This is a genomic window from Parathalassolituus penaei (genome assembly GCF_026626885.1).
Classification (GTDB): Bacteria; Pseudomonadota; Gammaproteobacteria; order Pseudomonadales; family Oceanobacteraceae; genus Oceanobacter; species Oceanobacter penaei.
Window position 1 is genome coordinate 63959 of sequence record NZ_JAPNOA010000006.1, and the last position, 19642, is coordinate 83600.

Annotated in this window: 17 protein-coding genes; 13 read left to right on the forward strand and 4 right to left on the reverse strand. The window is 55.2% G+C overall.

The window, feature by feature from the left end; translation table 11 throughout:
* Positions 1-80: 80 nt before the first annotated feature.
* Both modA and OUO13_RS01350 read left to right on the forward strand, forming a co-directional pair.
* A complete protein-coding gene (gene modA / locus OUO13_RS01345; RefSeq protein WP_283172053.1) occupies positions 81-848 on the forward strand; it encodes a molybdate ABC transporter substrate-binding protein in 768 nt (255 codons plus the stop codon).
* Positions 849-928: 80 nt separating this feature from the next.
* A complete protein-coding gene (locus OUO13_RS01350; protein WP_283172054.1) occupies positions 929-1630 on the forward strand; it encodes a TOBE domain-containing protein in 702 nt (233 codons plus the stop codon).
* Between the two features lie 40 nt (positions 1631-1670).
* Here the strand turns inward: OUO13_RS01350 and OUO13_RS01355 are convergent, their stop codons facing one another.
* Positions 1671-2489 (reverse strand): TOBE domain-containing protein, encoded by an 819-nt coding sequence (locus OUO13_RS01355; RefSeq protein WP_283172055.1) that lies wholly within the window; start codon positions 2487-2489, stop codon positions 1671-1673.
* A gap of 293 nt (positions 2490-2782) precedes the next feature.
* On the opposite strand from OUO13_RS01355, the gene OUO13_RS01360 reads away from it, so the two are divergent.
* The 4 genes from OUO13_RS01360 (at position 2783) to OUO13_RS01375 (ending at position 7589) form a co-directional block, all read left to right on the forward strand.
* Positions 2783-3067 (forward strand): hypothetical protein, encoded by a 285-nt coding sequence (locus OUO13_RS01360; protein ID WP_283172056.1) that lies wholly within the window; start codon positions 2783-2785, stop codon positions 3065-3067.
* A complete protein-coding gene (locus OUO13_RS01365; RefSeq protein WP_283172057.1) occupies positions 3064-4812 on the forward strand; it encodes a PepSY-associated TM helix domain-containing protein in 1749 nt (582 codons plus the stop codon). The genes OUO13_RS01360 and OUO13_RS01365 overlap by 4 nt, the downstream gene beginning before the upstream one ends.
* Positions 4809-5150 carry a DUF3325 domain-containing protein gene (locus OUO13_RS01370; RefSeq protein WP_283172058.1) on the forward strand — a complete coding sequence of 114 codons (342 nt, stop codon included), beginning with the start codon at positions 4809-4811 and terminating at the stop codon, positions 5148-5150. Before OUO13_RS01365 ends, OUO13_RS01370 begins: the two co-directional genes overlap by 4 nt.
* Before the next feature lie 210 nt (positions 5151-5360).
* Positions 5361-7589 carry a FepA family TonB-dependent siderophore receptor gene (locus OUO13_RS01375; protein ID WP_283172059.1) on the forward strand — a complete coding sequence of 743 codons (2229 nt, stop codon included), beginning with the start codon at positions 5361-5363 and terminating at the stop codon, positions 7587-7589.
* Positions 7590-7669: 80 nt separating this feature from the next.
* Here OUO13_RS01375 and OUO13_RS01380 read toward each other — a convergent pair whose 3' ends face one another.
* Positions 7670-8080, reverse strand: a complete 411-nt coding sequence (locus OUO13_RS01380; RefSeq protein ID WP_283172060.1) for a NifB/NifX family molybdenum-iron cluster-binding protein — start codon at positions 8078-8080, stop codon at positions 7670-7672.
* 393 nt (positions 8081-8473) lie between these two features.
* On the opposite strand from OUO13_RS01380, the gene OUO13_RS01385 reads away from it, so the two are divergent.
* A complete protein-coding gene (locus OUO13_RS01385) occupies positions 8474-10051 on the forward strand; it encodes a hypothetical protein (protein WP_283172061.1) in 1578 nt (525 codons plus the stop codon).
* Between the two features lie 35 nt (positions 10052-10086).
* On the opposite strand, the gene OUO13_RS01390 is transcribed toward OUO13_RS01385, so the two are convergent.
* Positions 10087-11379 (reverse strand): GGDEF domain-containing response regulator, encoded by a 1293-nt coding sequence (locus tag OUO13_RS01390; RefSeq protein ID WP_283172062.1) that lies wholly within the window; start codon positions 11377-11379, stop codon positions 10087-10089.
* A gap of 128 nt (positions 11380-11507) precedes the next feature.
* Here OUO13_RS01390 and OUO13_RS01395 point away from each other — a divergent pair, with 128 nt between their 5' ends.
* Positions 11508-12323 carry a TatD family hydrolase gene (locus OUO13_RS01395; RefSeq protein ID WP_283172063.1) on the forward strand — a complete coding sequence of 272 codons (816 nt, stop codon included), beginning with the start codon at positions 11508-11510 and terminating at the stop codon, positions 12321-12323.
* A 49-nt stretch (positions 12324-12372) separates the two neighbouring features.
* On the opposite strand, the gene OUO13_RS01400 is transcribed toward OUO13_RS01395, so the two are convergent.
* Positions 12373-12684, reverse strand: a complete 312-nt coding sequence (locus tag OUO13_RS01400) for a hypothetical protein (protein WP_283172064.1) — start codon at positions 12682-12684, stop codon at positions 12373-12375.
* 796 nt (positions 12685-13480) lie between these two features.
* Here OUO13_RS01400 and OUO13_RS01405 point away from each other — a divergent pair.
* The 5 genes from OUO13_RS01405 to OUO13_RS01425 all read left to right on the forward strand — a co-directional run bounded on the left by OUO13_RS01405 (position 13481) and on the right by OUO13_RS01425 (position 19640).
* Positions 13481-14521: a patatin-like phospholipase family protein gene (locus OUO13_RS01405; RefSeq protein ID WP_283172065.1), complete on the forward strand. Its 1041-nt coding sequence runs from the start codon at positions 13481-13483 to the stop codon at positions 14519-14521.
* Between the two features lie 73 nt (positions 14522-14594).
* Positions 14595-14921, forward strand: coding sequence for a hypothetical protein (locus tag OUO13_RS01410; RefSeq protein WP_283172066.1), 327 nt, complete (start codon positions 14595-14597; stop codon positions 14919-14921).
* Between the two features lie 27 nt (positions 14922-14948).
* Positions 14949-16172 (forward strand): cation:proton antiporter, encoded by a 1224-nt coding sequence (locus OUO13_RS01415; protein ID WP_283172067.1) that lies wholly within the window; start codon positions 14949-14951, stop codon positions 16170-16172.
* A 90-nt stretch (positions 16173-16262) separates the two neighbouring features.
* Positions 16263-18197 (forward strand): sensor domain-containing diguanylate cyclase, encoded by a 1935-nt coding sequence (locus tag OUO13_RS01420; RefSeq protein ID WP_283172068.1) that lies wholly within the window; start codon positions 16263-16265, stop codon positions 18195-18197.
* 75 nt (positions 18198-18272) lie between these two features.
* Positions 18273-19640 (forward strand): DEAD/DEAH box helicase, encoded by a 1368-nt coding sequence (locus OUO13_RS01425; protein WP_283172069.1) that lies wholly within the window; start codon positions 18273-18275, stop codon positions 19638-19640.
* Positions 19641-19642: the final 2 nt, after the last annotated feature.

Here is a 19642-nt window from a genome sequence, read left to right on the forward strand (position 1 = left end):
CCGCACCGGGCAATTGATTCGCTATATAGTTCGCTATATAACGAAGCCAACCAAATACCCGGATATCAAACAGGGACATTATGAAATCATATTCTGAATACCGTAATTATCATCGCAGCGCATGGTGCGCAGCACTGTTACTGATCACTGGCCTGTCCGCCCAGGCGGATACTGTTGCGGTTGCTGTAGCGGCCAATTTCCAGGCTCCAATGGAAGAAATCAGCAAGGCTTTTGAAAAAGACAGCGGTCACAGCGTCGCCATGTCGACCGGCTCGTCCGGCAAGTTTGTGGCACAAATCCAGAACGGAGCACCATTTGATGTGTTCCTGTCCGCTGACCAGCAAAACCCGATTGCTCTTGAAGGTAGCGGTCATGCGGTTACTGGCACTCGTTTTACCTATGCCGAAGGTGCATTGGTGTTGTGGAGTGCCAAAGTCGCAATTGACCCGCAGCAAGTGTTAAAAAGTGGAGACTACAACAAACTGGCGATTGCCAATCCCAAACTTGCTCCATATGGGCTGGCCGCTACTCAGGTACTCGACAAAATGGGCCTGACCAGCGCTACCACAGCACATCTGGTGACGGGTGAAAACATTGCCCAGACCTGGCAGTTTATCGGCACCGGCAATGCCGATATCGGCTTTGTAGCGCTTTCGCAGGTGCGTGCGACCGGTGACGGTGGCAGCAGCTGGATCGTACCATCCGATCTGTATGAACCGATTCGTCAGGATGCAGTGCTGCTCAAACGTGGCGAAGACAACAATGCCGCCAAAGCTCTGCTGGACTATCTGCACGGAACCACCGCCAGCACCATTATCCAGCGTTACGGATATGGCCTGGGCCACTGAGCAGACAACGCATGGGCGGAGGCACAGAGATCCTTTGCGACCTCTGCCACTTGCGTGACATTGATACAGGGAGAATTCACATGTACCAGTCAGTTCCCGATATCCAGAACAAACAGAGCACCGACACGCTGTGGGTCACACTGAAGTTACCACTACAGGAAATGCCGCGCCTGCAGGTGGTACAAAACACTCCGCATCCCAGAGTTCCAGCTTTGCACAGCAGCTTGCTGAACCGTGATCAGGCACGCCTGTATCTGGCCCTGATGAGCCAGTTAGGCCAAAAGCCGGATGCCGAACTGGATATCAGCACGATGGCACCGGCGCAGACGGGGTTGATGCGACAGGTGCAGGAACGACTGGATGAGGATGAAGCCCCCCCACTGCATGATCCCCAGAGCGTAACCTTCACCGCTCTGGTGGTAGAAACCAGCCGCGAATGGGAGCTGGCTCGACTGCAGTTTAATGGCGGTGATTTGTGGATCGGCAACCAGAATCTGGTACAGGGAGATCGACTGCCAGTGCGGATTCACGCCACCGATGTCAGTATCAGTCTCAGTGCCCATGCCGACAGCAGTTTTTTGAATATCCTGCCAGTGGTATTAACCCGCATCGAGGAAAGCCCAGTTCCGGGTATGTGTGAATTACGTCTGCGCGCCGGTCATGACGGGACATCAGACCTGCTGATTCCAGCCCGAATCAGCCGTCGCTCGGCCAAACAGCTGTGGTTAACGCCGGGATTGCGGCTGTGGGCGCAGATCAAATCCGCCGCGATTGTGATCTGACGCAGTCATCCAACGATGGTTGGTCCAGGATGCTGGCCGCTTATTCCAGTACCAGAACCACACTGCCCGCTTCAAAAAAGGCACAGGCAGGCTGCCCTTCTGCCAACGCCAGTTCATCCAGACTGGTGTTGGTAATAATGGCGCTGATGGTTTTGCCATCCGCCAGCGCCATCACCACATCGGCATTCACCGCACCGCGGGTCACCCGGCTGATGGTACCGGCCAGACGATTGCTGGCACTGACGCGAATATCCGGATCATTGGCCAGCATCACCCACGGCGCCTTGATCAGGGCGATCATGGATTGGCCAACCTGAATATCCAGCTGCTGACGGCTTTCATCCGTGATCATGGCAACGATGCAGTGTTCAGAGGTAATCCGCAGCCGCACTTCGGCGTTCACCGCTCCGGCCGTCACTTGCTCCACAGCACCCCGAAACTGGTTACGCGCACTGGTTTTCAATCGGGCTGCTCCTGTCAGGCCCTGCAGATCACCGGCAACATCCGCCAGCGACTGCACCCGCTCACTGATTCTCTGCAAAAAACGCTGATGTTCTTCCTGTAATACCAGAAACCCCGCCAGCATCTGTTCACCATAGGTCGTGAGGCTGGTGCCACCGCCTTTGGCGCCGCCCGCACTGCGCTCGACCAGAGGCTGGTCGGCGAGGTTGTTCATAGCATCAATCCGGTCCCAGGCGGTCTTGTAGCTGATTCCCGCCAGTTTGGCAGCCGCCGATATTGAGCCGGTGCTGGCAATCGCCTGCAGCAGCACCACCTGATCGCGCGCAAATGGCCGCTCGCCATTGTCGAGCCAGATTTCACCGCGCAATGGCGTAGGACTCAGGTATTCGCTTGTCATCAAGGCACTCCCAGCCGGTTATCTCATATCCGTCGGCAGTGTGCCTGCTGGTAGCCACCAGCGACAAGTGTTGAGTCCGCAGCGGCAATCCCTCTTCCGTCAGCGGGCGTCGAACCTAATGGCACGGAATGGCAGCGACCGCAATTGATGGTGCGAATTCATTGTTGCATTGCAAAAATATGCAAATACTTATCATTTAGAATCTCATCTAAATTATGATCGCGTTCCTCTTCAGTCATCTGGCCTGCGGGCCAGGTTGAAACTGCCGTTAATTTGCCCTTTCGGAAGCTGCCATGTTTTCTGCTGAACGCGTCTGGTTAACCGGACGAATATTGTCTGCCGCCATTGGCGGTTACCTGCTCACCATGGGGATTTGCCTGTGGATCGCCCAGCTGTCCGGGCTGGACCAGAACGATGCCCGAATGTTTAACACACTGGCGTTTTTCCTGATTTACCTGCTGCTGATTATCGTCAGCTTCGCGCTGCGCTCGCATCAGAAAGCGATGGCGCTCAACTGGCTGAGCAACCTGCTGGTGTGGCCTCTATGGTGGTTGCTGCAAGGAGGTGCTGCGGCATGAAAGAAACCCTGCGCCAATCCATGACCTGGTTACACACCTGGTCCAGCCTGATTGTGATCTGGCTGCTGTTTGCGGTATTTGTCACCGGCACCCTGTCGTTTTTCCGCACCGAAATCACTCACTGGATGCAACCGGAAGGCCACGGTGCCAGCCAGCCGCAACAGGCAGCAACCACCGCCATCCAGCGCTTGCAGCAACTGGCTCCCGACGCCAGCCGCTGGGATATCCAGTTGCCCGGTGAACGCTCCCGTCTGACCGGCCTATCGTGGAGCAATCCCGGCGAGGTTATGGAACGCCGCCGAGGCCCGATGCTCAGTATTGATCCGGCCACAGGTGAAACCCTCGATCTGCGTGAAACCGCCGGCGGCAACTTTCTGTATCGATTCCACTTTGAGTTGTACGGCATACCACGCGAGCTGGGGCGGATACTGGTCGGCATCGCCAGCATGCTGATGCTGGTCGCGCTGGTAAGTGGTGTGATCATGCACCGCAAGATTTTTACCGACTTTTTCAGTTTCCGGCCCGGTAAAAAAACCGCTTCCTGGATTGATGCCCATGTCATTGGCGGTGTGCTGGCCTTACCGTTCCATCTGATGATTACCTTTTCCGGCCTGATCCTGCTGGCCTCAACCCTGCTGTTCTGGAATGGTGGTGATCAGCGTAATGGCCCACCGCCTGCGGGCCCACAAACAGCTTCACACGGACCAAATACCACCCCGGAACGCCCATCATCACGAGGAGAGCCTCGTGATGAACAGGTAGAGCGCGGAGCACGACCGCAGTGGAATAACGAGCGCCCGGATCACGAAGGTGCACGCAGTGAGCACCCACACCCGCTACGTGAAAAAAACCCGTCTGCGCGCCACACTCACATCACGCCCACAGGTGATCAGCCCGCCGTGGATATCAACGCCATGATCCGTCAGGCACAAACCCTCTGGGATGCCCCGGTAAACGCCATCACGGTGGAACAGCCAAATCAGACCGATGCCCGCTGGCAATTATCTACCGGCAGCCGCGAAGGTCTGACCTCCGGTCGTAATGGTCGCCAGCTGATATTTGATAATCAGGGGCAGTTGCTGGAAAACCGCGCAGAACCAGAAGCGACCGGCGCGCTTGCTGCCACCTACAGCGTATTACGGGTATTACACGAAGCCCGTTTTGCCGATACCACCGTGCGCTGGTTGCTGTTTGTATCCGGCATACTCGGCAGCCTGATGGTAGCCACCGGCGCTATTTTGTGGGTGGTCAAACGCAGCCGCCAGCAACTGGGGCAGCTGGGTTATGAGCTGGTCAGCACTCTGAATCTGGCAGCAATTGCCGGTTTGCTGATCGCCATTGCCGGGTATTTCTGGGCCAACCGCTTGTTACCAGCCGTGCTGGAGAATCGTGAAAGCTGGGAAATCCGGGTGTTTTTTGGCATCTGGTTGCTGTCGTTACTGCACGCCCTGTTCCAGCACCAGCGTCAGGGCTGGGTGTTGCAGCTCAGTGTTGGGGCGGCGCTGTTTGGCCTGATTCCGTTGCTCGATCCACTCACCTCCCGCACCGGCCTGTGGTTTGCGCTGCAACAGGGCGACTGGATACGTCTGCTGTTTGATCTGGTCTGCCTGCTGATGGCGCTGGTGTTGCTGGTTGCCGTTGTGTATCTGCGCAAGGTTTCGGCACCACGCCGACCAACCCCCGAGCCTGCCAACGTTCGGGCCCGTCCAATACAGGAAGTTAAACCACAGGAGATCACCCCATGATGCTGATATTGGCGCTGATTCTGATCCTCACCGGTTTTCTGCATATGGCGGTAACCATCAACAGCCATTTCCGCCTGCTGTACGGACGCCAGACCTTGCCACACAGCAGTGCCCGAATGCTGCAAGCAGCAGGGCTGGGCTGGTTGGCACTGGCGCTCTGGCCTTGTATCAACGCCTGGTCGGTGCAGGTTGGTCTGGTGGTGTGGGTCGGTTTATTACACCTGGGTGCCCTGCTGATAACCGCCTGCCTGACCTGGAAGCCGGACTGGTTCCGGCTTGGCTGGCGCTACGTCGGTCAGCTGCGGCGACTACTGCTACCAGGGCTGCAACTGTCCTGATCTGATATTTCCCTGCGGTTCTACAACCGGTCCGGACTCTGTCCTGACCGGTTTTTGTGCTTGCATTTAGAACAGCTATGCGTCTGATTTTAAAGGGATTTATTGCATAAAAAACACAAATGTAAATGATTTGTATTTGAGAATTATTTTCGATAAGGTCGAAAAATAACGGCATGCGCCACCATTTTTCCAACCGACCAGGAGAAACCAATGAAAGCGGGATACCCGATACTGATGAGTGTGATGTTGCCGATACTGGCCACCCATGCAGTGGCAGACGATACCACCACGGATGAACAGGGCATGATCATGCTGGACACCCTGAACGTCGTGGACACCGCTGCCGAGCAACTCAAGCAGGCTCAGGGAGTATCGGTGATTACCGCCGAGGATCTGCAACACCGTCCGGTCAGCAACGATATCGCCGAGCTGGTGCGCACCATGCCGGGGGTCAACCTGTCTGGCAGCTCCAGCACCGGCCAGTATGGCAACAACCGTCAGATTGATATTCGTGGCATGGGCCCGGAAAACACCCTGATCCTGATTGACGGCAAACCGGTGTTATCTCGCGATTCGGTCAAAATGGGACGCTCGGGCGAACGTAACACCCGTGGCGACAGTAACTGGGTGCCCGCCGAAATGATCGAACGCATCGAAGTGATCCGGGGGCCGGCGGCGGCCCGTTATGGCTCGGGTGCCGCCGGTGGTGTGGTCAACATCATCACCAAAAAACCGGAAAAGTCCGTTGTGCAGGTATCCGGCCAGCTCGAAGTACCGGAAAACTCCGACGAGGGTGGCAACCAGCGGGTTAACCTGATGGTCAGTGGCCCGGTCAGTGACAACCTGTCACACCGCACCTATGTGAACTACAACAAGAGCGAAGCCGACTCTGCCGATCTCAACCGCGACAGCACCGTATCCGAAAGTGCCGACAGCAGTGGTAATACCCGCACGGCCGCGGGTCAGGAAGGGGTTCGCAACGTCGATGTGAACAGTGTGGCGACCTATCGCTACGACGCCGAAAACCGCTTCGAACTGGAAGGTGGCTTCAGCCGTCAGGGAAATATCTACGCCGGTGACAACGCCTTTCAGGGTGTCGACTACAACGACTACACCACCAGCAATATCGGCTCCGAAACCAACATCATGAAACGTGGCACCGTGGGGCTGACCCATCGCGGCGAATACGACGTGGGTAACTCCATGAGTTACATCCAGCTCGAACGCACGGTGAACACCCGCCTCAGCGAAGGCAACGTGGGAGGCACCGAAGGAGCGTTTAACAGCGACGAGTTTGTAACAACCTCACTCAACAACCTGTCGGCGAAAACCGAATGGAACCTGCCAGTGGTGGTAGGCGGTTTGCACCAGACCGTGACCCTCGGCGGTGAATACCGTCTGGAAACCCTTAACGACAACGTCAACAACCAGAGCAGCATCAACGTCGAAGATGGCACCGTGATTCCCGGCACAACTCTGGATGCCAGCGAACGAGATCCCAATGTCCGTGCCGATCTGTTCGGCCTTTATGTGGAAGACAACCTGTCGGTCCGGGACGACCTGACTCTGACCGGTGGCCTGCGCTTTGACCACCACGGCATTACCGGCAACAACGTATCACCCAGCATCAACGCCAAATGGCTGACCACCGATCGTCTGTCATTCCAGGCCGGTGTCAGCAAGGCGTTCAAGGCTCCTAACCTGTACCAGCTCAACCCCAACTATGTGTACACCACCCGGGGTACTGGCTGTCCGGTGGACTATCCAAGCCTCGGTGGTGGCTGTTCGATTCTGGGCAACGCCGACCTCAAGAACGAAACCTCGATCAACAAGGAAATTGGCGTTAACTACAGCATTGATGAACGTACCAACATGGGCCTGACCTGGTTCCACAACGACTATCGCAACAAGATTTCTACCGATGGCACCGACCCGGTGTATGTGTCCGGTACAACCCAGATCTTCCGTTGGGAGAACATTCCGGAAGCCGTGGTATCTGGCCTGGAAGGCAGCTTGCGTTTGCCGGTTATGGCGGCGGTTGATTTCAGCCTGAACGGCACCCTGATGCTGGAGTCGGAAAACAAGAGCACCGGTGAGGCGCTGTCGATTATTCCGCACTTCACCCTCAACAGTACGCTGAGCTGGCAAGTACAGGACAACTGGGAAATGGTCTTCAGCGGTCAGCACTACGGCCATACCGAAAGCCCGACCCAAACCTCTACCGGCTCGGAGCTGACCACCCAGTATGATCGCCCGTCTTACAGCATTTTTAACGTCGCCACGACCTACAATACCGCCTACGACGTGGACGTCAGCTTCTCGGTGAAAAACCTGTTCGACAAGGAAATCCGTCGTGAAGGGGTATCCAACACCGCTGGTGCCAATACCTATAACGAGCCGGGCCGCAGTTATCTGATCGGGTTAACCAAGACCTTCTGAGCGCGGCAACCTGACAGGCAACCGCCGCTCCGACAGAAGCCGCAGTGGTCAGGCATAGGCCTGATCACTGCTGCAATGACTCAGGCCAGGCTGGCCTGACGCTGCTCACGCTGAACAGGGTTAAGACACCCCGCTGCCGGATTATCGGTCAGCGGCAAACTCTCCATCTGCCAGGCCACCACGGCTTCCAGCGGGCTGGTTTCCGAGGTCAGCAGCAACCGGGTATCACGTTCAGCCAGACGGAAAATCACGCCGTCTCCGGCCGATGCCGCCAGTGCGATGTCCACCGCATGTAACGGATGACGCTCGGCATTATCCCGCACATGCCACTCATGCAGACTACCGGCATCCGTCAGGCTGATATTCCATACAGGCTCCGGCACCTGACCGTTCACCACCGCAAATACTTGCCACTCCAGTGCACGCCCGGCGTGTCCTGCGACTCGGTTATCAGCGTTCACGGCCACTGCGACCAAAATCTGTTCCGACATGCTGTTACTCCCTGAAACCTGTGAATTAGTCCACATACTGACAAGTTCTATGGGCTTGTGCTTGTTTTAAAGCAGCAATTGGCTCTCTATGTGACATTCCAGATGCCAATGGCAGCAATGTTATAAATCCTGCACAGCACTCTCGCTGCCGTCATCCAAATGTCAGAAAACTCCAGCCAGTCGCGACTTCTGCGTAAGCAAATCGCAAGGATATTTCAGCAACATTTCTCATCAGGAAATGATTGGTCAGGAATATCCCGGACGGGCTTTATTACCCATAGTCATACCCAGCATCCTGTTATAAATCCTCACCAGAGCCTGACTTTGCGGAATGCTGCCCTCATGAATCTCCAGCCAAACTGTGCCCCGACCTCCTCCGAATCTGTGCTACCGATGACCAGACGCTGGCCATCCCTGCTACTACTGTTGGCCGCCTGTATGGTCAGCACACCACTGCTGGTGTCTTGTGGTGGCGGTGATCCGGTGGTTTCGACCAGCAGTGATTCGGACGATTCCGATGACAGTTCTGACGACAGCTCGGACGATTCCGACGACTCCGACACTACCGTCGAAACTAATATTTCCTATTATCCGCTGGCGTTTTTGCATGTGGGGATGGACGAATATTACGGTGCCACGGACGATGCGTTTCGCATTGAAACGACCTCGCCGTTTATCTACAACTATCTGATTGTGCCAGTCGACTCCAGCACTCTGGAGCCGGTCGATACCGCCACCACCGACACCTATCTGACCCAGGTCGACGATGTCACCATCGACAACGATGAAAGCCATCCAATCTTGCAAAAAGTGCTGGGCCACGAGGTGTATCTGAACACTGCTATTGTGATTGATACCTCGTCCAGTATGGACAGTGTCAGCAAGTCAGCCCTGCTGGCAGAGGTTCGCTCCTATATTTCACAATCGCTGAACCGCAGCAGTGATGTGTTAACCCAGCAGGCGTTTACCATCTGGGCCTTTGGTGACGCCACCCATGTGGTGAACCTGACCGGCAGCTTCAGCAACGATTACGATACGCTCAGCGCCAACCTCGATACCTTGCAAACCCAATGGAACGCAGCAGCCTATGGTCGCAGTTCGGCCCTCTATCAGGCGGTAGTGGCGGCCGTCGGCAGTTATGTTGGGGATGGCTCTTACAACGATAACGGTGGTGGTGCCTACGATTACCTGAACGACGGTGCTCCCGACCTGTACGACAGCGCCACCATGGACAGCACCACGGTTTCCAGTGTGGTGGTGATTTCGTCTGGCAGTAACACCGTGGGTGGTTTCGACGCCGATGCGGTCGACACCGCGCTCACCTGGCAAACCCTGATGACCTACGACACCAGCTCCGATGACTATTCCGAAAGCTGGAGTGGCAAACCGCTCTACTACGTGGTGTTGGCTGACAGCAGTGACGAAAGTCTGGCCGACCTCGCCACCAGCACCATCAGCGCCAACCTCAGCAGTGGCAGTTACAGCTTTGCCGGCCAGTTGATCAGCGCCGAAGACAGCAGCCTGGAAGAACGCCTGCATACCGATGGTGGCACCTGGGTTTATCGCTTTGCGTTTTTGCCACGCAACGGTGAACACACCACTTCGTTTTCCTCACAAACCAGTTATTACGGCTACAGCCTGACTGGCACAGTGGATCTCACCGATGGCGGCTCGGCCAGTATTGGCACTCCGGAAGAAGAACTCGGCAGCCTGGTGGAAATCACCGGCGCCAATCAGGAATATCTGGCCAATAACAAGGCCAGTATCAGTGAAATCACCAGCCTGTATCCGGCTACCCGCTGGGTAACCACGACCTACAGTGCTTCGGATTATCAATGGACCGTGGCGGGTAGCAGCCGCACGGCAGACAGCAACGGGGCAATCAGCATCAGCTCCACTGACATTGGCAAAACGGTGGTATTAACCAACACCACACTGGGCCAGAGCATCAGCCTGACGATCGTTCAGTAGCTGCATATTCATCAGAAAAACAGCCACCATTATGTTTATTGGAGGCTGTTCGATCTGCCTACTGATTTGTCGAGATCAATCAGCACAACCCGATTACGGCCATTCATCTTGGCCTTGTAAAGCGCCTCGTCGGCTTGCTCCATCAGGATTTCCAGTTCCACCTTGCGAGAGGTACACACACCGATACTCACCGTAACTGACAAGGTGTCATTGTCCTGAGAATCGATTTCCACCGCCGCAATGGCCTTGCGCAAACCGTCCATCAGAGCGGTTGCCTGCTCGCCAGTACACCCCGGCAACAGGATACTGAACTCCTCTCCGCCGGTGCGTGCCAGCAAGAAACGCCCAAGATGGCTCGACATTTCTGCGGATACAGCCTTTAACACCTGGTCGCCTATATGATGGCCAAAAGCATCGTTCACATATTTAAAGTGGTCAATATCAAGGGTCGCAAGGCTGCAGATTCGGCCGCCCTGCGGAGCCATCCGCGAAATCGCCTGCATCAGGAAATAACGACGGTTATACAAACCGGTGAGGAAATCACGCTCGGCCTGCTCCTTGAGTTTAAGCAGAGCTTCGATCGACTGGGTATTGTTGTTGACCCGGCATATAAATTCCTCAAGGCCAAACGGCTTGGGCAGAAAGTCGTCGGCACCACTCTTGATAAAGTCGACGGTCAGCTGTTCACGGCCACGGTTAACCCCGGACACCGCCAGAATCCCCACCGGCCGATCACCAAAGTTGTAACGCACCGTTTGCACCAGCTCCAGACCGTTCATGCCCGGCAATTCGTGATCCACCACCATCAGACGGATATCATCACGTTCCGACAACAGGCGCAGCGCTTCTTCAGAGGAATGAGCCTCAACCACCGGATACTGGTGCAGCTGCAACATTCTGCGCATACTGTTCAGGCAAGTTGGAGAATCGTCCACCACCAGCACCGGGAACTGCCGGTTCAGGCTCAGACGCCGTAACATCTTGACCGCATAGGGATACCAGTAACGGCCATCCTTGGTAACAAAATCCACTACGCCCTTGTCAATCCAGCGGTTACGCACTTTCGCACCACTGGCAGAAGTCAGAATAATGGTGGGAATATCCCAGGCCAGTACGTCCTCAACCACTTCACCATCGGGGGCATCCGGCAAGGCAAGGTCAACCAGTGCACCGGCAATGGTGCCTGAATGGTCAAGCAGCATCCCCTGCGCCTGTTTACGAGTTTCAGCCAACACCATCCGATCCCCCAATGTATTGGTAATCAGGTGCCGGAGAATCTTGATGACAACCGGATTATCTTCCACGACCAGATACGTAAGCATATCCATCCGAATTCCTGGGATTGATCCTTACAGTCTAGTCAGCAATCAGCCAGACGCAGGACGATTTGGAGTGGATCGTTGTGGCCCCTATAATGTCATCCTTTCCTGCCCTTTATTCACCAGCCGGTACCCGCATGAGCCATAAAAAACGCCGTGAAATTCCTGCTTACGGCCAAGCCATCATCGAAACCCACTTCCACCTCGATTATCTGAAGGATGCTCCGGCGGCGCAGATTCTGGAGGAAGCCCGTGCGATTGGGGTGGAACGTTTCATGACCATCAGCGTGGACCCGGCCAACATGACCGCCGCCCGTGATCTGGCCGAACAGTTTGACGATGTCTGGTTTACCGCCGGGGTTCACCCGCATGAAGCGGGCAGTTTTGATAACAGCACGGCAGACTGGATCAACCAGCACGCCAGCCACCCGAAACTGGTCGCGATTGGTGAAATTGGTCTGGATTATTACTACGACCACTGTGACCGCACGGTGCAACGTCAGGTGTTCTGCCGCCAGCTGGAAATGGCTATCGAACACCAGCTGCCCGTGGTGATTCACACCCGCGATGCCGATGAAGACAGCATTGCTATCCTGCGTGAATACGCCCCCCGCATGCCCCGCAAGGGCGTGATTCACAGCTTCACCTCAGGAATGGAACTGGCCATGGAGGGCGTCGAACTGGGCTTCTGTTTGGGCATCAACGGCATCGTTACCTTTAACAAGGCCGACAACGTGCGCGAAGTGGTCGCGGCTACTCCGTTGGAAAACCTGCTGCTGGAAACCGATGCGCCATTCCTGACACCAATGCCTTTCCGCGGCATTGAAAACGCGCCGAAGTACCTGCCGTTTGTGGCGGAGAAAATCGCCGAAGTCAAACAGCTGACAGTTGAGCAGGTACTACAACAAACCCGCCTGAACGCCATGCGCGAGTTTTTCTTACATCAGATGTAACGTGCACAGCACCAGAAGCTCCCGTCACCGAGTGTCATCACACAGGCATTCAGTGAGAATGGTGAGACGAGTCGTGATGCGACTCGTCGACTTCCTTGTGACGCATCGGAAACATCAGTTCGTAATAGAGCCAGGGAACTCCCAGATCGAGTAATAACGTCCACCAGCCGGATTCAACCGGCAGCTGTACGCCCAATAACAAACTGAAGATAAACCCGGTTAACAGCAGATGGGCAAAAATCCGGTCCTTGTCGACCAGCTCCGCCCCACAAAAGCGACACGGCAACATCACCGGTTGGGTATAACGGATGATAAAACGACGGAAAAAGCCGACATGGCGGCCACAGTCAGGGCAGTACATAACATCCCTCCCGAGAAAGGTTCCAGACGCGGACAATACGGGAGAACAACAGCGATGTGGTGATCTTGATGATCACAAAAAGACAACAGTAAAGCCCCATGTTCAAGGCAAAAACCATGCAGGGCAAACCGACTACAGCCGAAACAGCACAAACTCCACGCACATGTCAATCCTTGACAAGAATGACAGCTATCGATGCCCCTGGATCGGGAAGGCGCCAATAACAGCCAGAATAACAGCCTTACCCAATTGGTAACGGTTATGGCTGGTTTTCAGGATCATGACGCATCGGCATCAACAACTGGAAATAAATGAATGGAATACCAACGACCATAAGAGCATTTAACCAAATCGACTCAATTGGCAGTTGAACTCCCAGCAAGAGAGAAAAGATCAGGCCCGTGATGATGCCATGACAGAAAACACGATCCCGGTCTACCATCTCGTGCCCGCACTTACGACAAGGCAACATCACACCGGTCGTGTAATGAGTCAGCAAACGACGTATACATAGACAACGGGCACCACAATCAGGGCAATAGCTCATATATCAACTCTCCCTTTTTTCCCTGGTTCCTGCAGACTTTGCCACGATCAAACGCTCTGACCAGAACAATCAAATCAGCAATACAAAGCGTTCTGGTCTTTGAGTGTGTTAACACTATCACGATAGTCTTTTGATTTTATGATCCACAGCACATTTTTTTGATTGTCCTACAAAACAACAACAAAACCAGCAAGAATTTGTCGCTTTTTGATATTTCCACACTCATACCCTTCATTCACAGGAGGCAGAATGGCATTCCGATTTGTACGAAAACAACGAGGACGAATAAACCTCGCGTTGCAAGGTGGTGGTGCTCACGGTGCATTTACCTGGGGGGTACTGGATTATTTGCTGGAACACGGTGCACTGGATATCGAAGGCATCAGCGGCACAAGTGCCGGAGCCATGAACGCTGTTGCGGTTGCTCATGGATTTATGGAGAACAGTTATGATGGTGCACGTGAAACGCTGAGTCTGTTTTGGGGACGAGTAGCTTCGAGTTCACCTTTCAAGATGGCATCCAGAACCTCGGACGACAGCCTGCTGGTATCGCCGGCCCTTACTCTGATGATGAGCTTTACCCACTACTTCTCGCCCTATCAGCTCAACCCGCTGGAGCTGAATCCACTACGGGACATTGTTACCAGCCTCTACGACTTCGATAAACTGGCTCACCAAAGTCCGATCAAACTTTTTATCGCCACGACTCACGCCAACAGCGGCCATTTACGGCTGTTCCAGACCCACGAGATCAATGCCGATGTGCTGATGGCGTCGGCCTGTTTGCCAGCCCTGCATCACAGCGTTGAAATGGATGGTGAACCCTACTGGGATGGCGGCTACTCCGCCAATCCGGCCATTTTTCCTCTGTATTACCACTGCCAGAGCCCGGATATCTTGCTGATTCTGCTCACACCAGCCATTCTTGGCAGCAACCCCATCACGGCCGATGAGATCAAGACCCGTGCCATGGACATTGCCTTTAACGCGGCTTTTTTGCGAGAAATGCGCAGTATTGATGAAGCCCGTCAGTTTGCAACGCGCACCTGGCTTCCCAAAGGGCCGCTGGAGCGCAATCTGCTGCGTCTGCGCTTCCATATGATCAGCCCGGACGAACGTATGCATGCCATGCCATCCGCCACTCGCATGGTCGCCGACCGCGACTTTCTGCATTTATTACGGGATATGGGCCGCGAACAGGCGCAAAACTGGCTACAACAACACCGCCGCCGAATCGGACGCGAGTCAAGCCTCGACATTGGCCAGCTGTTCCGTTGTCACCCGGCATAACCGCGCCGGGATTGCAGTCGGGATGCAGCTCTGGCAAGGTAAAAGATTGCCTGAGAACGCCAACAGACCATTCATGAAGAAGCCGACCAAACAGGAAATTCGCCGACAACTGGACCGGGAAACTGCCGAGTTCCTGAACCGTGGAGGTGCAGTGAAGGAAGTTGCACGAGGAGCCACCGGCCTCGTCGACGGTCGTTATGATGAACGTAGCCTGGCATTTGAAAAACCGAGGGAAGAACGCACCCCGGTCGACGATGTCCTGATCGCCATTGACCAGCGTCGCGAAGCCCAACGCAAACCAGCCCGTCATGCCAGCAATCGCACCGTGCGTAAAGGTCCGAAGAAAAAAGTGATCTACGATGACTTCGGCGAACCGCTACGAGTAATCTGGGAAGACTGACGCTCCCGCTTTTCTGCAAGGACGCACATGAACGAACAACAGCTGTTGTTGACCCTGTCGGCCTCACTTTTTGTGTTCGGCCTGTTGGCCCGTCGAATCGAACATATCGGTATTAGCGCGCCCATGCTGGTAACCGCCGTCGGGATTATCAGCGGCCCGCGGGTTACCGGCTGGTTACCCGCCGATATCGAAAACACCTGGCTCCAGGTGCTGGCCGAATTTGGCCTCGCCATTATCCTGTTTACTGACGCCAGCCAGATTCGCCGCGATCAACTGGTAAAGTTCGAAGTCCTGCCCATCCGGCTGCTGGCGATTGGCCTACCCCTCACCATGGTGGCAGGCGCGCTGTTAGCCAAGCCCTTGCTCGGTCTGTCATGGCTGAGTGCGGCCTGGCTGGCCATCATGCTGGCTCCTACCGATGCGGCGCTGGCGCAGGCCATTTTCAGCGATAAAAAAATTCCGGAACGTTTACGCCACTCGATCACCGTCGAAAGTGGCCTCAACGATGGCCTTGCCCTGCCCATCCTGCTGTTTGTGCTGGCCTTGATGCAGGCTGGCCATTACGCCTTTATCGATGCATTTCATTGGCCGTTGTTTCTGATGCAGCAGTTTGTGATGGGGACGCTGGCGGGACTACTGGTCGGGCGTTGGGGCGGACGGTTGATCCAGCTGGCCAGTGACCATCACTGGATGTTGCCCATTTACCAGCGGCTATCTTCACTGGCGCTGGCATTACTGGCTTATTCCGGTGCCGAAGTACTGGGCGGTAACGGGTTTATCGCGGCGTTTCTGGCCGGTCTGTTTCTGGAAGCACAACGCGATATTGTGATCCAGCGCCTGCGCGAGTTTGGCGAAGCCGAAGGCACCCTGTTAAGCCTGCTGGTGTTTTTCCTGTTTGGTCTGGTATTTGTGGCCGAAGCCTGGCCCCTGCTGCAATGGCAACACCTTGTGTATGCCCTGCTCAGCCTCACCGTCATCCGTATTGTGCCGGTGCTGATCAGCCTGCTCGGCAGTGGGCTGAATTTACGCGCCCAATTGTTTCTGGCCTGGTTCGGACCACGTGGAATTGCCAGCGTGTTGTACCTGCTGCTGGCGGTTGAACAAATGGGCTACGCCAGCCGGATTCCCGAATACAACAGTGTATTTGCTACCACAGTGTTAACCGTATTACTGAGTATTTTCCTGCACGGCGTTTCGCCACACCTGTGGCCAGCCATTGCCGATCAGCCACAGTCCCGTAGCCCGAACTGAATCCGGTGCCCCCAAACGGCGGCAATTAGCCGGTACAACGGATAATCGGCTGCTATTCTGGAGAAGTTATTGTCATCAAGGATTGTCACCTTGGTTCTGACCATCCGGGCATGGCTGCCACTTGTCTGCTTGTTAGCCCTGTTTTTTCCCAATATCAGCCTGGCAGAGTCGGCGGTCGGCTCGACCACACCCCTGATTATTATCGACCGCAATAGTCCGGTTACCACCCCCGACAACCGCATCCGATATCTGGTTGAAGAGCAGGCTCTGAATATCGGGCAGGTGCTGGAAAACGACCTCGAATGGCAAATACTCAAACAGGCCCCGCTCAATTTACCCAATGAGGAACGCCCGGTCTGGGTACATTTCCGGCTGATGTCGAAAGATGGTACACCGCAGAAGATACTGCATATCGACTGGAGTTTACTACGTCAGCTGGAGGTGTATCTGTTTGATCGCACCGACTGGAAGTTACTGCAATACGAACGCGTGCAGCTGGGACAGGCATCCGGACTGGGTGCGCGCCTACCGTTTTATCTGAATCTGGATACACCTCTGGGCCATCAAACCGACGTTCTGATCCGGGTTCAGGCATCAGAACACCTGCTCATGCCGATCCAGATTTTCAGTCCTTCTTCTTATGTAGAACACAAACAAAACCGATATCTGGCCTACGGAATGTTTTTTGGTTTATTGCTGGCTATGCTGGGCTACAACCTGTCGTTATACATTTTTGTCCGCGATAAAAACTATGCGGTGTATTGCCTGTATGTCGCCGCGATTACCGGGTATTCCGCCACCATGAACGGTATCGGCCCCGCCTGGGTGTGGGGAGGTTCTGACTGGTTGACCAACCATGCTTTCCGGGTCTTTTCATCCCTGTCGTTTATTACAGCCGCGCTGTTCATCCGACAGTTCCTGAATCTTCGACAGCATGGAGGATGGCCTTGGTATCTGAGCAACGTTTCGATTATTACCTGGTTTGTGCTACTCCTGATTACACCGTTTTCCCATTCTGATCTGATCGGCAGGGCACACTCCCTCTCAGCCCTGATCAGTCCGGTAATCGCCTTTATTATTACCCTGCCGCTGCTGCTCAAACGGGATGAACAGGCACAAAACCTGTCGATTGCCTGGTTACCACTGCTGGTTGCCACGTTTTACTACATGCTGCACTTGCTTGGTTGGCTTCCCTACTCCACTCATGTACTGGACCTGCAACGTTTCAGTTTCGCCATTGAGGTGTTGCTATTGTCCATTGCGCTCGCCCAACGCATCAATCGTGAACGCAAGGAGCGGGTACTGGCACAAGAGGCTTCCCTTCGTTATTACCGTCAGGCTTCCAAAGCCCGTCAGGGTGAGCTGGCTGCCCGCGAAGCCATGCTGGAAGCCGAACGCAAGGCACGTAGCGAACTGGAACAGCGAGTGGCCGAGCGCACCCATGAACTCCAGAGTGCGCTGGCATCGTTGGCCACCCTGAACAAAGAACTGGAAGCCCAGAGTCGCACCGATGGCCTGACTCAGCTGACGAACCGTCGCTACTTTGATGACAGCCTGATCCGCGAGTTACATCGCGCAGTCCAGCAACAAACACCGCTGGCGTTGCTGATCGGTGATCTCGACCATTTCAAACATCTGAACGACCATTACGGCCATCTGGCAGGGGACGAATGCCTGCGCATTGCTGCCCGTTTATGGCGTCAGCAAGCTCGCCGCCCCAACGAAGTAGCCGCCCGTTACGGCGGTGAAGAGTTTGTGATGTTGCTGCCGGAAGTCGACAGCACCGAAGCCTTGTGGCTGGCCGAACGTATTCGTGAAAGCATTGAAGAATTACGTATCAACCATGACGGACACTGCATCCAGTTCACGTGCAGCATTGGTGTTTGCGCCATTATTCCAAATCGCCAGACTACTCCTGAATCGTTGCTGGCCGCCGCCGATGCCGCCCTTTACGAAGCCAAGGCCAGCGGCCGCAATAAGGTTTGCCAAGGCCAATGGCGTGCCGAACTGCACAGCGCGCCTTAATCGGTCCGCGGCGGTTCAGGGCAAGGCACGAATGCTCTATACTGCGCGCCCCTGCCGCACCACACCGGAATCTCCATGACCAGTTTCAGCGAACTCGGCCTCCTGCCTGAATTGATCACTAACCTCGACACTCTGGGTTACCAGCAAGCCACCGAGATCCAGCAACACGCCATTCCACTGATTCTGAAAGGCCGCGACCTGATGGGCGCCGCCCAGACAGGTACTGGTAAAACCGCCGGTTTTACCCTGCCATTACTGCAACAACTGCTGCGCGCTGGCAAAGCTCAGAGCAACTCGGTACGCGCCCTGATTCTGGTGCCAACCCGCGAACTGGCCGAACAGGTGTTACAGGCCGTGCAGCGTTACAGTGATGGTTTGCCACTGCGCAGTTACGCCATCTATGGTGGTGTCAGCATCAACCCGCAAATGATGGCGATGCGCCGTGGCATGGATATTCTGGTGGCGACGCCGGGCCGTCTGCTCGACCTGTATCGCAACAACGCCGTGAAATTCAGCCAGCTGCAATATCTGGTGCTGGACGAAGCCGACCGTATGCTTGATCTCGGTTTTGCCGGTGAACTGGACGAACTGTTCTGCGCCATTCCGAAAAAGCGCCAGACCCTGCTGTTTTCTGCCACCTTCTCACAACGGGTGCGTGATATGGCCAGCATGATGCTGCGCGATCCCGCCACCGTTGAAGTGGCCGCCCGCAACAGCACTGCCGATACCGTCAGCCAATGGCTGATTCCCGTCGACAAAAAACGCAAGCCGGAACTGTTACAACAGCTGATCAAACAGCAAGGTGAACAGCAGACTCTGGTATTCGTGAAAACCCGCAAAACCGTGGATGATCTCGAAGAATTGCTCAAAGCCGATGGTTATCGCGTCGATGGTATTCACGGTGAAAAAAGCCAGGCCAGCCGTATGAACGCCATGCAGGCGTTCCGTGATCGCGAGATCCAGATTCTGGTCGCCACCGATGTCGCCGCCCGAGGTCTCGACGTTGAAGAACTGCCGCTGGTCATCAACCTTGAATTGCCAGTCAACGCCGAGGATTACGTACATCGCATTGGTCGCAGTGGCCGTAACGGCAATCAGGGCGCAGCAGTGTCACTGGTATGTGCCGATGAGGTGGAGCAACTGGCGACCATCGAAACCCTGATCGGCCAGCTGATCGAACGTCGCACCGAAGCCGGTTTTGAACCACAACACAGGGTGCCGGAAACCGCACTGGGCGGCCAGATCGTCAAGAAACCCAAAAAGCCAAAACAAAAGCTGATTCCAGGTTCAGGTCAAAGCATGGCGGCCGCTCCTGCCGCTGGCAAATCCGCCAGCAAGGGGGCAGCCAACAAGAAGCCGGGCGGTCGTCGCGCCAACTTCTTTGATCACAGCGAAGACTCCGGTGGCACCAAAAGCAAACGCCGACCGTTACACAAAGGCTGATA

What these genes read in the sequence shown, in the direction of transcription:
- OUO13_RS01390 (WP_283172062.1), bottom strand. Translation starts at nt 11,379, where the DNA reads ATGGATATGCTTACGTATCTGGTCGTGGAAGATAATCCGGTTGTCATC.
- modA (WP_283172053.1), top strand. Translation starts at nt 81, where the DNA reads ATGAAATCATATTCTGAATACCGTAATTATCATCGCAGCGCATGGTGC.
- OUO13_RS01370 (WP_283172058.1), top strand. Translation starts at nt 4,809, where the DNA reads ATGATGCTGATATTGGCGCTGATTCTGATCCTCACCGGTTTTCTGCAT.
- OUO13_RS01380 (WP_283172060.1), bottom strand. Translation starts at nt 8,080, where the DNA reads ATGTCGGAACAGATTTTGGTCGCAGTGGCCGTGAACGCTGATAACCGA.
- OUO13_RS01355 (WP_283172055.1), bottom strand. Translation starts at nt 2,489, where the DNA reads ATGACAAGCGAATACCTGAGTCCTACGCCATTGCGCGGTGAAATCTGG.
- OUO13_RS01405 (WP_283172065.1), top strand. Translation starts at nt 13,481, where the DNA reads ATGGCATTCCGATTTGTACGAAAACAACGAGGACGAATAAACCTCGCG.
- OUO13_RS01365 (WP_283172057.1), top strand. Translation starts at nt 3,064, where the DNA reads ATGAAAGAAACCCTGCGCCAATCCATGACCTGGTTACACACCTGGTCC.
- OUO13_RS01350 (WP_283172054.1), top strand. Translation starts at nt 929, where the DNA reads ATGTACCAGTCAGTTCCCGATATCCAGAACAAACAGAGCACCGACACG.
- OUO13_RS01415 (WP_283172067.1), top strand. Translation starts at nt 14,949, where the DNA reads ATGAACGAACAACAGCTGTTGTTGACCCTGTCGGCCTCACTTTTTGTG.
- OUO13_RS01385 (WP_283172061.1), top strand. Translation starts at nt 8,474, where the DNA reads ATGACCAGACGCTGGCCATCCCTGCTACTACTGTTGGCCGCCTGTATG.
- OUO13_RS01425 (WP_283172069.1), top strand. Translation starts at nt 18,273, where the DNA reads ATGACCAGTTTCAGCGAACTCGGCCTCCTGCCTGAATTGATCACTAAC.
- OUO13_RS01410 (WP_283172066.1), top strand. Translation starts at nt 14,595, where the DNA reads ATGAAGAAGCCGACCAAACAGGAAATTCGCCGACAACTGGACCGGGAA.
- OUO13_RS01400 (WP_283172064.1), bottom strand. Translation starts at nt 12,684, where the DNA reads ATGTACTGCCCTGACTGTGGCCGCCATGTCGGCTTTTTCCGTCGTTTT.
- OUO13_RS01360 (WP_283172056.1), top strand. Translation starts at nt 2,783, where the DNA reads ATGTTTTCTGCTGAACGCGTCTGGTTAACCGGACGAATATTGTCTGCC.
- OUO13_RS01395 (WP_283172063.1), top strand. Translation starts at nt 11,508, where the DNA reads ATGAGCCATAAAAAACGCCGTGAAATTCCTGCTTACGGCCAAGCCATC.
- OUO13_RS01375 (WP_283172059.1), top strand. Translation starts at nt 5,361, where the DNA reads ATGAAAGCGGGATACCCGATACTGATGAGTGTGATGTTGCCGATACTG.